At 74.2% G+C, this 12939-nt stretch carries 12 protein-coding genes; 2 read left to right on the top strand and 10 right to left on the bottom strand.

Annotation, left to right across the window (positions count from 1 at the left end; genetic code table 11):
* The first annotated feature begins 17 nt into the window (after window positions 1–17).
* Window positions 18–875 carry a S49 family peptidase gene (locus BKE41_RS12055; protein WP_012319127.1) on the top strand — a complete coding sequence of 286 codons (858 nt, stop codon included), beginning with the start codon at window positions 18–20 and terminating at the stop codon, window positions 873–875.
* A 4-nt stretch (window positions 876–879) separates the two neighbouring features.
* Here BKE41_RS12055 and BKE41_RS12060 read toward each other — a convergent pair whose 3' ends face one another.
* Both BKE41_RS12060 and BKE41_RS12065 read right to left on the bottom strand, forming a co-directional pair.
* Entirely contained in the window at window positions 880–2535 is a 1656-nt protein-coding gene (locus BKE41_RS12060) for a Cache 3/Cache 2 fusion domain-containing protein (protein ID WP_245295970.1), read from the bottom strand.
* 161 nt (window positions 2536–2696) lie between these two features.
* Window positions 2697–3566 (bottom strand): NAD(P)-dependent oxidoreductase, encoded by an 870-nt coding sequence (locus tag BKE41_RS12065; RefSeq protein ID WP_012319129.1) that lies wholly within the window; start codon window positions 3564–3566, stop codon window positions 2697–2699.
* A 109-nt stretch (window positions 3567–3675) separates the two neighbouring features.
* On the opposite strand from BKE41_RS12065, the gene BKE41_RS12070 reads away from it, so the two are divergent.
* Window positions 3676–4698 carry a P1 family peptidase gene (locus tag BKE41_RS12070; protein WP_070999461.1) on the top strand — a complete coding sequence of 341 codons (1023 nt, stop codon included), beginning with the start codon at window positions 3676–3678 and terminating at the stop codon, window positions 4696–4698.
* A 122-nt stretch (window positions 4699–4820) separates the two neighbouring features.
* On the opposite strand, the gene BKE41_RS12075 is transcribed toward BKE41_RS12070, so the two are convergent.
* The 8 genes from BKE41_RS12075 to BKE41_RS12110 all read right to left on the bottom strand — a co-directional run bounded on the left by BKE41_RS12075 (window position 4821) and on the right by BKE41_RS12110 (window position 12755).
* Window positions 4821–5435, bottom strand: coding sequence for an NIPSNAP family protein (locus BKE41_RS12075; RefSeq protein WP_058607476.1), 615 nt, complete (start codon window positions 5433–5435; stop codon window positions 4821–4823).
* 107 nt (window positions 5436–5542) lie between these two features.
* The gene (locus BKE41_RS12080) at window positions 5543–5824 is read right to left on the bottom strand and encodes a hypothetical protein (RefSeq protein ID WP_012319132.1); all 282 of its coding nucleotides are present in this window, start codon (window positions 5822–5824) and stop codon (window positions 5543–5545) included.
* Window positions 5821–8211, bottom strand: a complete 2391-nt coding sequence (locus tag BKE41_RS12085) for a response regulator (protein WP_012319133.1) — start codon at window positions 8209–8211, stop codon at window positions 5821–5823. The genes BKE41_RS12080 and BKE41_RS12085 overlap by 4 nt, the downstream gene beginning before the upstream one ends.
* A 52-nt stretch (window positions 8212–8263) precedes the next feature.
* Window positions 8264–9160 carry an EamA family transporter RarD gene (gene rarD, locus BKE41_RS12090; protein ID WP_012319134.1) on the bottom strand — a complete coding sequence of 299 codons (897 nt, stop codon included), beginning with the start codon at window positions 9158–9160 and terminating at the stop codon, window positions 8264–8266.
* Window positions 9161–9344: 184 nt separating this feature from the next.
* Window positions 9345–9947, bottom strand: coding sequence for a pyridoxamine 5'-phosphate oxidase family protein (locus BKE41_RS12095; protein WP_053622678.1), 603 nt, complete (start codon window positions 9945–9947; stop codon window positions 9345–9347).
* Window positions 9944–10276 (bottom strand): lipid-A-disaccharide synthase N-terminal domain-containing protein, encoded by a 333-nt coding sequence (locus BKE41_RS12100; protein WP_070999463.1) that lies wholly within the window; start codon window positions 10274–10276, stop codon window positions 9944–9946. Before BKE41_RS12100 ends, BKE41_RS12095 begins: the two co-directional genes overlap by 4 nt.
* Entirely contained in the window at window positions 10270–11037 is a 768-nt protein-coding gene (locus BKE41_RS12105) for a glycosyltransferase (protein ID WP_012319137.1), read from the bottom strand. Before BKE41_RS12105 ends, BKE41_RS12100 begins: the two co-directional genes overlap by 7 nt.
* Window positions 11034–12755 (bottom strand): glycosyltransferase family 39 protein, encoded by a 1722-nt coding sequence (locus tag BKE41_RS12110; protein WP_053622677.1) that lies wholly within the window; start codon window positions 12753–12755, stop codon window positions 11034–11036. Before BKE41_RS12110 ends, BKE41_RS12105 begins: the two co-directional genes overlap by 4 nt.
* Window positions 12756–12939: the final 184 nt, after the last annotated feature.

Below are 12939 nucleotides of genomic sequence, written 5' to 3' on the forward strand. Positions count from 1 at the left end.
AGCCGCGTAAGACTCCCATGGCGTTCGCGTTCCCCGACACATTTCGCGCCCTCCTCCCGCGCCGCTTCCGGGACCGACGCCCGCGGGTCGCGGTGGTCCGGCTGTCGGGCACGATCGGGGCGGTCTCGCCGATCCGGCCGGGGCTCTCGATCGGGAGCGTCGCGGGCAGCCTGGAGCGCGCCTTCGGGATGCCGGGGGTGAAGGCGGTGGCGCTGGTGATCAACTCGCCCGGCGGCTCGCCGGCGCAGTCCCACCTGATCCACCGCCGCATCCGGGCGCTGGCCGACGAGAAGGGCGTGCCGGTGATCGCCTTCGTGGAGGATGTCGCGGCCTCCGGCGGCTACATGATCGCCTGCGCGGCCGACGAGATCGTCGCCGACCCGACCTCGATCGTCGGCTCGATCGGCGTGGTCTCGGCCGGGTTCGGCTTCCACGGCCTGCTGGAGAAGCTCGGCGTCGAGCGCCGGGTCCACACGCAGGGCGAGGCGAAGTCGATGCTCGACCCGTTCCGCCCGGAGGATCCCGCCGACGTGGAGCGCCTGAAGCGCATCCAGGCCGACGTGCAGGACCTGTTCACCGGCCTCGTCACGGCCCGGCGCCCGACCCTGTCGCGAGCCGAGAACCTGTTCACCGGGGCGGTCTGGACCGGGCGGCAGGCGCTGCCCCTCGGACTCGTCGACGCGCTGGGCGACGTGCGCACCGCGATGCGCGCGCGCTTCGGCGACAAGGTCGACCTGCGCCTCGTCGCCGAGGCCCGGGGCGGATTCCTGTCCCGCCTGCTGCGCCGCGGCGGCGCGCCGGGCGGGATCGACCTGGCCGAGGGGGCGATGGCCGCGTTCGCGGAGCGCGCGGCCTTCGCCCGCTACGGGCTCTGAGGCGTCAGGCCGCGACCTGGCCGAGGAAGCGCTCGATCTCGGCCTCGAGGTCGGCCGCGACCGTGTCGACGGTCTGAGCCGCGTCGGTGACGGTGGCGGCCATGCGGGCCGAGCGCCGGGCCGCGCCGGCGACCGTAGTGAGGCCCCCCGCGATGGCCTCGGTGGCGCCGGCCGTGTCGGCGACGTTGCGGGAGATCTCGGCCGTGGCCGCGCCCTGGGCCGAGACCGCCGACGCGATCCCGCCCGTGGTGGCGCTGACCGCCCGCATCCGCTCGCCCATCCGGCCGATCGCCGCCACGGCCGCCGTCGTCGAGGCCTGCACGCCGGCGATCTGGCTGCCGATCTCCTCGGTGGCCTTCGCGGTCTGCGACGCCAGGGCCTTCACCTCCGCGGCCACCACGGCGAAGCCCTTGCCGGCGGCGCCGGCCCGGGCGGACTCGATCGTGGCGTTGAGCGCCAGCAGGTTGGTCTGCTCGGCGATCTGGCGGATCAGCCCGACCACGGCGCCGATGCGCCCGGCGGCCTCGGCGAGTTCGCCGATCTCGGCGTTCATCGCGTCCGACTCCGCGGTGGCGGTGGCCACCAGGGCCTCGGCCTGGTCGAGCTGGGTCCCGATCTCGGCGATCGAGGCGGAGAGCTCCTCGGCGGCGCTCGCCACGGTCTGGACGCTGGCCGAGGTCTCGTGCGAGCCGCGCTCGGTCTCGGCGACGGCGACCTCCGCCTCGGCGGAGCTGGCCGCCATCTCGCCGGCCCGGGCCCGCATCGCGCCGGTGCTGGCGGTCAGCGCGTCCTTCAGGCGAACGACCTGCCCCCGGAACGCCTCGATGGCCCGGTCGAGGGCGGCCCGCCGCCGCGTCTCGTCGGCCGCGCCCGCGCTCTGCAGGCTCTCGAGCTCCCGGGTCCGCAGCCCGGCGACGCGCAGCACCTCGAGGGCGCGCGCCACGGTGCCGATCTCGTCGCCGCGCCCCGCGTGGGGGATCGCCGAGTCCAAGTCGCCGGCCGCGAGGGCCTCGATCCGCGCCGCGATCGTCGCGAAGGGCCGGAACAGCCGCGCCGCCGCCAGCCCGACGAGGGCGGAGGCCAGCACCGCGATGACCAGGGCGGCGACGCTGAGGCTCGTCATCGTCTGGGCGTGGGCGTCGAAGTACATCTCGATCGGCAGCCCGACGAACAGGATGCCGTTCACCTTGCCGGTGGTGTCGACCGTCGGGTGGTACACTGTGTAGTAGCGCCGCCCGAACAGGGCGGCCGGCCCCTCGTAGGTCCGACCGGCGCGGATCGCGGCCTGGGCCGGGCTGTCGGCGGCGAGCGCCGTGCCGACCGCGCGGGTCCCGTCCTCCCGGCGCACCGTGGTCTGGCGCCGCACGAAGCTGTCGGAGGCGGGCTCGTAGCTGAACACCGTCGCCAGGCCGCCCGAATAGGCGACGGCGTCGTCCACGACGCCGGCATCGGCGAAGCCGGACAGGCTCGGCGTCGACACCCGGGCGACGCGCGCGCCGTCGAGGTCCGCCGCCGCGCCCTCGACCCGCGCCGCCAGGACGAGCGCCAGAGTTCTCAGGTTGCGCTCGCCGTTGGTGCGCTGACGCGCCTCCATCTGCGACCAGGTTTGCCGCGAGACCGTGATCCAGATGGCGCCGGCGGTGACTGTCACGGCGAGCATCGACAGCAGGATGACTTTCGTAGACAGAGTCATCCTGCGCAGCGAATAGGAATGTGTGCGCATCTATTGGTATCCGTGCCTATAGCCGGCACGAACACTCGTTTGTGAAGTTGAAATGACGGGTTAAGACTCGCCAGAAAGGCGAGACGTCGTCGTCGATCTCAACCCTGCCCTGCACGTCGGGCAGAGACGCGGGCGAGCGCCGCGAGGTCCTTCTCGCCGTCGCCGTGGCTGATCGCCTCGATGAGACCGTCCCGCAGCACACTCGCGAACGGCATCGGCACCCCGGCACCCTCGGCCGCCTGGAGGGCGAGCCGCACGTCCTTGGCCCCGAGCTTGAGGATGAAGCCCGGCGGCTCGTAGCGGTTCTGCGCGATCGAGGCGCCGTAGCCCTTGTAGACCGGCGAGGCGAACAGCGTGTTGGTCATCAGGTCCAGGAAGTCGGCGCCCGCGACCCCGTGGCCCTCCGTGAGGGCGCAGGCCTCGGCCATGGCCTCGATGGCCGAGATCAGCATGAAGTTGCCGGCGAGCTTGACGGCATTGGCCCGCGTCGGGTCGTCGCCGAAGCGCCAGGTCTTGGCGCCCATGGCGTCGAGGAGCGGCCCCGCGCGGTCGATCAGAGCCGCCGCCCCGGCCGCCACGATGTTGAGCTTGCCGGCCTCTGCCACGTCCGGCCGCCCGAAGACCGGCGCCGAGATGTAGGGAACGCCCGCCCGCGCGTGCACGGCGGCGAGCTGCTTCGCCAGGGCCACCGAGATCGTGCTCATCCCGATATGCAGGCCGGGCCGCTCAGGCTGGTCGAGGAGGCCGCCGGCGACGATCACGGTCTCGAGGGCCGCGTCGTCGGCCAGCATGGTGACCACGGCGTCCCCCGCGAAGGCCTCGGCGGCGCTCGCCACCGGAGTGACGCCGTCGAGGCCGCGCGCGGCCTCCGGCGAGCGGTTCCAGGCGCGGACCGTGTGGCCGGCCCGCGCGAGGTTGGCCGCCATGGCGCGACCCATCCGCCCCATTCCGATGAATCCGACGTCCATGCCGTGCTCCTCGACGCGCTTCGCCGTCTGCCAACCTGGGTAACCCCGGCCGGCGGTCAACGGCCCCGGGCGGATTTGCGCCGATGGGCCGCCGTGGCAAGCTCGGACCATGCCGCAGAATCGCATCACCGACATTCCCGGCCTGCGGGTCGGCCACGCCACCGACCTGCGGCTCGCCAGCGGCGTCACCGCGATCCTCTTCGATCAGCCGGCCGTCGCCGCGGTCGACGTGCGCGGCGGCGGGCCGGGCACCCGCGAGACCGACCTGCTCGATCCCGAGCGCACCGTCGAGCGGGTCGACGCCTTCGTCCTCTCCGGGGGCTCGGCCTTCGGCCTCGATGCGGGGGCCGGCGTGGCGGCGTGGCTCGCCGAGGCCGGGCGCGGGTTCCCGGTCGGCGCCATGCGGGTGCCGATCGTCCCGGGGGCGGTGCTGTTCGATCTCCCCAACGGCGGCGACAAGGCCTGGGGCCGCTATCCGCCCTATCGCGAGCTGGGCTTCCAGGCCGCCGCGGCAGCCACCGAGGCGTTCGCCCTGGGCTCCGTGGGAGCTGGGACCGGTGCGCGCACCGGCCGGCTCAAGGGCGGGATCGGATCCGCCTCGGCGGCCGTGCCGGGCACGGGTTTCCGGGTCGGGGCCCTCGCGGCCGTGAACGCCTTCGGCAACGCGACGATCGGCGGTGGGCCGCATTTCTGGGCCGCGCCCTTCGAGGTGGACGACGAGTTCGGCGGCCTGGGCGTGCCGGTCCGGGTGCCGCCCGAGGCCCACGCCTTTCCGGCCCGCGCGCTGCCGGGCGCCGCCACGACGCTGGCCGTGGTGGCGACCGACGCGGCGCTGACCAAGGCGCAGTGCCGGCGCCTCGCGGTGGTGGCGCAGGACGGCCTCGCTCGGGCCCTCGTGCCGGCGCACACGCCCCTCGACGGCGACCTGGTCTTCGCCGCGGCGACCGGAGCCGTGCCCCTCGGCGACACGGTGGTGGACCTTGCCCGCCTCGGCGACGCCGCCGCGCGGGTCATGGCCCGGGCGGTGGCGCGCGGCGTGTTCTCGGCGACGAGCCTGCCCGGGCACGCGCCGTCGTCGCCCCTGGCCGGCACGGGGCTTCCGCCGGCCTGGCGCGACGTGTTCGGCGCCTGATCGGCGGTGCCGGCTCCGCCCGCGCGCGGAACAGCGCCACCGGCCTCGATCCAGGCCCGGTCGAGCGCGGTCGTCACGCATCGGGCCCGCCGCGCGGGCGGCCGCTTCCGTGGGGCCGGCGTTCAGCTCAGGGGAGAGCGCCCCTGGGGGAGTGCGATCGTCGAGGTCGCCTCGGCGATCTGGTCCGGGCCACCCTTCGGCGGCCAGATCCCCGCTTCGTAGGCGCGGGACCGCAACGCGGCCCGCTCCTCCAGGCTGCGGAAACCCCAGATGTGCGTGATGCGCGGCGCACCGTCGAGGGCGTACATGTTCAGGACGAGGTGCTGCGTGTAGGCGCGTGCCGGCCCGATCGCGGCCTCCCAGGCCGCGAGGGTCGGCGGCAGGCCCCCCGGCTTCAGGCGATAGGTCCGGACCTCGTACACCCCGCCGCGGTCGCCCGTCCGGATCGGCGGCAGGAAGGGGAACGGGGCGTAGCTGTCCATCTCCAGAGCGGTGATCACGGGCCCGGCGTTGAACGGGTTGGCGCTGAGGAGGGCGCGCCGGCGCTCGGCGGTCATGTCCTCGGGCGCCGCGAAGCCGCGCAGCACGATCAGGCGCCCCAGCGTGCCGATCTCGCTGCGCCAGCAGCCGACCAGCTCCCCCTTGGCATCGGGATCGTCCAGCCAAGCCTCGACGCCGGCCGAGACTTGGCCCACTGCGAGCAGCGGGCACGAGAGGGTCGCGAGTTCGTACAGCATGGGCGCCTCGGCGACGTCGTCCCGTCGACGTCAGGCCGTCAAAGCGGGAGAGCGTCTTTCGTTGCCATCGGGACGCCCGGAGACGCCTCCGCCCGGGAGGCCCGGCCTCACAGCTCCGCGCGGGCATCCTCCAGCAGCTGCGCCAGCCCGCTGTCGACCTCGTCGGCGAGCATCGCCCGCTCGGCGTCGGTGAGGTCTTTGGCCCAGGCGCCGCTGCCGAACCCGTCGGTGCAGCGCGCCCGCTCCGCGGCGATGTAGGCCTCGGTCTCGACCGGCCGGGTCTTCATCGCGTGGACGAAGCCGAACCACGCCGCCCGCTCCACCACCGCGAGCCGCGCCCGCAGCCGGATGGCCACCGCCTTCTCCGGATCGATCCCGTCGGCACTCATCGTGGTTCTCCCGCGTCCTTCTCGGCGAGCCGATCGAGCAACCCCTGGAGCTGCCCCGGCACCGGCTCGGTCGCCGAACGCGCGTAGAGGACGCGCAGTTGCCGGCCGATCTCCGCGAGGCTCATGGAGCCCTTGGCGATCACCCGGTCGGCCTGCCGGTTCAGGCTCTCTTTCTCGGCCGCCGTGACCTCCTTGGCGGTGAGCACCACCACGGGCACGTCGCCGTCGGGCCGCGCCCGCAGGGCCCGGAGGAAGCCGAACCCGTCCATCTCGGGCATCATCAGGTCGAGCAGGATCAGGCTCGGCCGCGCCTGGCTGACCCGCTCCAGGGCGATCCGGCCGTTCTCCGCCTCGTCGACGGTCCAGCCCTCGCGGCCGAGCGACCGGCGCAGGCGCTCGCGGGCATCCGCGTCGTCGTCGACCACGAGGACGCGGGCATCCTCCGGCGCCTCGGGCCGGTAGCGCTCCATCAGGCCCTTGAGCCGATCCCAGTCGATCGGCTTGACGAAGTAGTCGGTGGCGCCGAGCGCCTGGCCGAGCCCCTGCTCGGCCACGACCGAGGTCATGATCACCGGCGTCCCGGCGAGGTCGGGGTCGTTGCGCACCGCGTGCAGGACCGCCCAGCCGTCCATGCGCGGCATCTCGACGTCGAGCAGGATCGCGCGCGGCTTCAGGGCCCGGGCGAGCGTCAGGCCGGCGCGGCCGTCGTTGGCGCTGCGGACGTGGAAGCCCTCGCGTTCCAGGAAGCGCTGGAGCAATTCCCGGGCGGCCGGGTCGTCGTCGACCAGCAGCACCGTCTCGTGCTGCTCGTGCGGCTCCACCGGCGTGTGGGCCTCGGCCTCGGAGGGCGGCGCGTCCTCGGGCCGCAGGGTGGCGGGCAGGCGGATCGTGAAGGTCGCGCCCGCGCCCGGCGTGCTGGCGACGCCGATGTCGCCGCCCATCGTCCGGCAGAACGCGCGGGTGATGGCGAGCCCGAGGCCCGTGCCGCCGAATTGCCGGGTCGTCGAATCGTCGGCCTGGACGAAGCGCTCGAACAGGCGCCCGATCTGCTCCTCGGTCAGGCCGATGCCGGTGTCGGCGACCGCGAAGGACAGCCAGTCGGCCCCCTCCTCCCGGTGCCGCCGCACCGTCAGGGTGATCGTTCCCCGCTCGGTGAACTTCGCGGCGTTGCCGATCAGGTTCAGCAGGCACTGGCGGATCTTGGTCTGGTCCTGGTGCATGGACCCCAGGTCGGCCGTCCCGGCCGCGCCGGTGTCCAGGACGAAGCGGTTGCCCTTCTTCTCAACCAGGGAGCCGGTGGAGTCGGAGACGTCCCGGAGCAGGTCCGACACCGTGAAGGTCTCGGCCGAGGCGGTCATGCGGCCCGCCTCGATCTTCGAGATGTCGAGCACGTCGTTGATCAGCGAGAGCAGGTGGCGGGCGGCCGCCTCGATCTTGCGCAGGTCGGGCAGGAGGGCGGCCTGGCCGATATCCTCCAGCTCCTCGCCGAGCATCTCGGAGTAGCCGATCACCGCCGAGAGCGGCGTGCGCAGCTCGTGGCTCATGTTGGCGATGAACTGGCTCTTCGCCCGGTTGGCCGCCTCGGCGGCCTGCCGGGCGCGCTCCACCGCCTCCTCGGCCTCCTTCCGCTCGGTGACGTCGACGCAGGTGCCGACCCATTCCCGCAGGGAGCCGTCCTCGGCGAGGACCGGCACGCCGCGCACCTCCATGGCGCGCCAGACCCCGTCGTACCGGCGCAGCCTGTACTCGACCTCGTAGGTCGCGCGCGCCTCGACGCAGGCCGCCCAGGCGTCGGCCGCGTGGCCCCGGTCGTCGGGATGGACGGCGTCCAGCCAGCCCCAGCCCTGGTAGGCCTCCTCGGTCTGCCCGGTATAGGTGCTCCACCGGACCTGCGGCGGCATCAGCTCGCCCGCCGCGTCGGTGTTCCAGATCACCGCCGCCGAGGCGTCCACCAGCGCCCGGAAGCGCTGCTCGGAGTGGCGCAGGCGCTCCTCGACCGCGCGGCGGCCGGTGATGTCGGTGTTGGTCCCGTACCAGCGCAGGATCCGCCCGGACTCGTCCCGGTGGGGCAGCGCCTTCGACAGGAACCAGCGGTAGCTCCCGTCGCGGCCGCGCAGCGGGAACGTGTCCTCCCAGGACCGGCCCAGCGTGATCGCGGCGCGGTAGCGCTCGGTCACGGCCGCGACGTGGTCCGGGTGATGGACCGTGCGCCAGCCCCAGCCCCGCATCTCGTCGAGGGAGGTGCCGGTGTAGTCGTACCAGCGCTGATTGTACCAGATGATCGTGCCGTCGGCCTCGGCGATCCAGGCGAGCTGCGGCAGCGTCTCGGCGAGGTTGCGGTAATCGGCATCCGTGACGGATCCTGGGCCGCTCTCAGTCTCGCTCATCGACCCGACGCTGTCCCGTCACCCGCCCCGCGGCGGCTTATACCCGTACTCCTTATACACGCATCGCGTCGGGATCCGACCGCGGGGCCGCGGGGGCCGGCGGCCGCCGAAACCGCAGAGCGTCGATCGTGTAGAGCGCGAGCGCCACCCAGATCAGCGCGAGCATCAGCGCCCGATGCGGCTCGACCCGCTCGCCGTAGACGAGGACGCTCAGGACGAGCAGGCAGGTCGGCGCTACGTATTGCAGGAGGCCCAAGGTCGTGAGCCGCAGGCGCACCGCCGCGGCGGCGAACCAGATCAGCGGCAGCGCGGTCGTCAGGCCGGTGAGCATCAGCAGGGCGCGGTCGCCCGGCGCGGCCGGCAGGAACGGCTCGGGTGATAGGACGAGCCAGACGAGCGCGGCCGGCAGGAGCAGCAGCGTCTCGGCCAGGAAGCCGACCAGCGCGTCGACGCCGACGATCTTCCGGGCGAGGCCGTAGAGCGCGAAGCTCACTGCCAGCGACAGCGACATCAGGGGCAGTTCCCCGGCCCACACCACCGCGACGGCGACGCCCGTCGCGGCGATGCCGATGGCGACGGCCTGCGCCGGCCGCAGGCGCTCGCCCAGCACCACCCGGCCGAGGGCGACGCTGACCAGGGGATTGATGTAGTAGCCGAGGCTCGCGTCGAGCAGGTGCCCGCCGCTGACCGCGTAGAGGTAGAGCAGCCAGTTCACGCCGATCATCCCCGCCGAGAGCAGCAGCAGCGCGTGGCGCTTCCGGAGCGGCAGCGGCAGGTTCAGGCGGTGGCGCGCCGCGAGGATCAGCGCCAGCGCGCCGGCGAACACGCTCGACCAGACGATCCGCTCCGACAGGATGTGGTACGGGGAGTAGGCGCCGAGCATCCGGAAATGCACCGGGACCAGGAGGCCCCAGCTCAGGTAGGCGGCGAGCGCGTAGACGAGGCCCACGGACTCCTCCCGATCGACCCGGTTCGGCGGCCGGGTCAGGGGGTTTAGCGCGCCGGCCCGGCCGCCGTCAGGGGGGGGCGGCGCAGGGCTGCCATCCCGGGGGGCCGGATGGCCCCCGCAGCGCCGGGCGCGGCGGCACCGGGGCGTCCGCCTGACCGGCCCTGCCCGCCCCGAGCGAGCCCGGTCAGGGCGCGATCCAGCGGCCGGACCACAGGCCTCCGGCCGCGTGCCAGGCCGCCCGGCGATGGCCGCGGCGGTCGAGATAGAGGAAGTCGAGCCGCTCCGCCCGGACGAGTACGGCGGCGAAGTGCGGCCGGCCGAGCGTCGCGGCCGCGGTCTCGTCCGGCAGGCTGTAGGCGTCCCCCGTCGGCAGCGCCGTGCCCGGACCGGGCTCCGCCCCGTAGCAGACCCGGCTCATCGCCCGGGACCCCGTCCAGGCCGCCTCGGCCAGCGCGTCGTCGGTGTGCAGCGTGGCGCGACCCGCGACGCGGATCTGGATCTTCGCGGCCGCGTCGTAGGCGGCGAGGGCGCAGGCAGGAGCGGCCAGGATCTCGGAGGCCTTGTCGGAGCGGCGGTCGCAGTGGAACCGGAGCGTCCCCTCGGCCGGGTCGGCGGCGCGCAGGACCACCGTGCGCAGCCGCGGCCCGCCATCGGCACCCAGCGTCCCCAGGGTCGGCAGGTGGAAACCGCTCCGGCCATGGGCGGCGCCGTCCGCCAGCAGGCGCCACAGTTCGGCGAAGGTGGCGTCCAGGTCGTCGTAGAAGGCGGGCAGCGGCGTGCGGCTCACGCGGCGCCCCGCTTCCGCCGCCGCTCGCGGAAGATCAGCGCGAGGTTGCGCAGGTAGATGCCGGTGGAGAGGCCCTGGCCGATGATGATCACCGGCTCGCGGCGGACGAACCCGTAGACCAGCGTCATCATCCCGCCGAGGATCGACAGGAACCAGAACGACAGCGGCATCACGCTCCGCCCGGCGCGCTCGCTGGCGATCCATTGCAGGATGAAGCGCGAGCCGAACACCACCTGCGCGACGATGCCGAACACCAGCCAGAAGTCGAGCTGGGTGACGAACACGTCGTAGAAATAGGCCGGCAGATCGTGGGCGAGCTGGATCAGCATCCGACGTCCTGGTCCGCGGTTTGGCCGGCCGGGCCGGCGATCTCCTCGGGCCGCGGATCCGCGCGCTTGCGCCGGATCAGCCACCAGACGCCGGCGAGATCGAGGAGCCCGACCCAGAGGCGGTCGAACAGGCCGTAATTGGACACCCCCGTCAGCCGCGGCCGGTCGACCACGTCGCGGTGGACGACCGAGAAGCCCTCGCGGGCGACCAGGGCCGGCATGAATCGGTGGAGGGCGTCGAAATACGGCAGCCTGAGATACACGGCGCGGCGGAAGACCTTCAGGCCGCAGCCGGTGTCGCGGGTGGAATCGTTGAGGATCCGCCCGCGCACGCCGTTGGCGATCCGGGACTGGAGCATCTTGAAGCGGCCGTCCTTGCGGCCGCGCCGCTGGCCCTGGGCGAGGCCGGCTCCCGGCCCCGCCGCCTCGAGGGCCGCGAGCAGCGCGGGGATGAAGGCCGGATCGTTCTGGCCGTCGCCGTCGAGGGTCGCGACGATCCCGCCGCGGGCCGCCAGGACGCCGCTGCGCACCGCCGCCGACTGGCCGCCGCTCCGCGCGTGGCGCAGCACCCGCAGCCAGGGCCGCGCCGCCCGGGCCGCCGCCAGCGCCGCCGGCGTGCCGTCGGTGGAGCCGTCGTCCACGTAGATCAGCTCGAAGGCGAGGCCCGCGCAGGCGGCCTCGATCTCGGCCACCAGGGGCGCGATGTTGCCGGCCTCGTTCTTGACCGGCACGACGACGCTGAGATGGGGGGATCCGCTCACGGGGCCACCGCGTAGGCCGTCACGAAGACCCGGCGGCCGGTGTTGAGGTTGAAGCCCTCGACCTCCGCCAGGGGCGCGGGCGCGCCGCGGCCGACCGGCCAGGCCGCGTTGAAATCGTCGCGATCGCGGGATTCGACGAAGAGCAGGCGACAGCCGCCGCCCTCGAGGAAGGACCGGGCGGCGGCCCCGTCGGGCGGCAGGGCGAGGCCGGTGCCAATCAGGAAGACGAGGCTCGGCTCGCGGTATCCGAGGCTCGCCACAAGCGGGTTCGGGCAGGGCGCGCGGTCGCGCAGGGCCGCGAGCCGCGGCGAGACCTTCAGGGCCGGCAGCGAGCGCTGCGCCACGCCCAGCACCGCCGGGCCCAGCAGGGCGGAGGCCAGCACCCCGAGGACGAGGGCGCGCTCGGCGGATCCCTGCGCGAAGGCGAGCCAGGCCAGGACCGCGACCGCGCAGGCGGCGGCGAGCAGCGGCAGGGCCGGCCACGGGATCGTGTGGCTGTCGAGCCGCCAGCCGGCGAGGCAGAGGCCGAGGGTCAGGGCGACCGGGATCGCCGGCAGCAGCAGGGCCGTCAGGCGGGCGCCCCGCAGGCGCGGGTCCAGCGCCCCCCGGCTCAGCGCCAGCACGGTCAGGATCGCGAGCCAGGGCATCAGCGGCAGCACGTAGTGGGGCAGCTTGGTGGGCACCGCCTCGAAGATCAGCCAGGCCGGCAGCACCGCGGCGATCAGGAAGGCCACGGCGGGCTCCCGTCGCGCCCGCCAAGCGAACGGCAGGCTCATGGCGGTGAAGGCCGCCGCCGGCCAGAAGGTCGCGAAGAACACGAGCGCGTAGGCGCCGGGCGGTCCCCAGTGCCGCTCGGCCGCCCCGCCGACCTTGCCGAGCATGTCGTGGCCGACCGCCTCGGCGTAGAACGCGCCCCCGCTCTTCCAGGCGATCGCCGCGAACCAGGGCGCCACCAGCAGGAGCGTGAGGGCGAGGCCCGGCCAGGGCCGGAGCGGCAGCAGCCAGCGGCCGGACCGCGCCGCGAGCGACAGGCCGAGCGCCGGCAGCGCGGCGAAGAGCGGAACCATCGGCCCCTTCACCAGGATCCCGACCGCCATCCCGAGCCAGAACGCCGCGAAGGTCGGTCCCGAGACCGGCCGACCGTCCCGCGGCGCCAGCCACGCGTGGGCGAGCGCGGCGAGGCTCGCGGTGGCGCAGGCGGCGAGCAGCGCGTCGGTCTTGGCGAGGTGGGCCTCGGCCGAGAGCATCAGGCAGGCGCCGTAGAGGGCGGCCGCCAGCAGCGCCGACCGCCGGGGCAGGAAGGCGAGCGCCGCCCAGTAGGCGAGAAGAACCGAGGCGACGGCGCCGATCAGCGACGGGACGCGGTACAGGGCGATCTGGGTGCGGGCCCCGGGCACGCCCAGCGCCTCGCCGGCCGCCACGGCGGCGGCCTGCGCCCAGTAGATCCCCACCGGCTTCTTGTGCCGCGCCTCCCCCTGGAAGCGGATATCCACGAGGTCGCCGCTCTCCAGCATCTGCTTCGAGGCCTGGGCGAAGCGGGGCTCGTCCCGGTCCATCGGCTGCAGCGAGATCTGCCCCGGCAGGAACAGGATCAGGCACAGCGCCAGCAGGGCGGCGACGGCCCTGGCATGGGTGAGGCTCAGCGCGTCGAGCCCGCGGCCGATCCGGTCGACGGGGGCAAGGCGCGGCGCGCCGCCGGCGGAGAGGCTCGTGGTCATACCGGGCCGGTCAATCAGGAACGCGGCGCGAGGTCAAATGCAGCGATGCCGTCGCCGGTCGCGACGGCGCGGGCCCATCACGACGCGCGGATGCGGCACCGCCCGCGGCGCGCGGTCCGGGTCAAGGTTCGCCGGTCCTCACCTGTCCGGGAAGGGCAGCGTCGTAGCGCGGCGCCCGGCCCCG

It is taken from the genome of Methylobacterium sp. C1, from assembly GCF_001854385.1.
In the GTDB taxonomy this organism is placed as follows: Bacteria; Pseudomonadota; Alphaproteobacteria; order Rhizobiales; family Beijerinckiaceae; genus Methylobacterium; species Methylobacterium radiotolerans.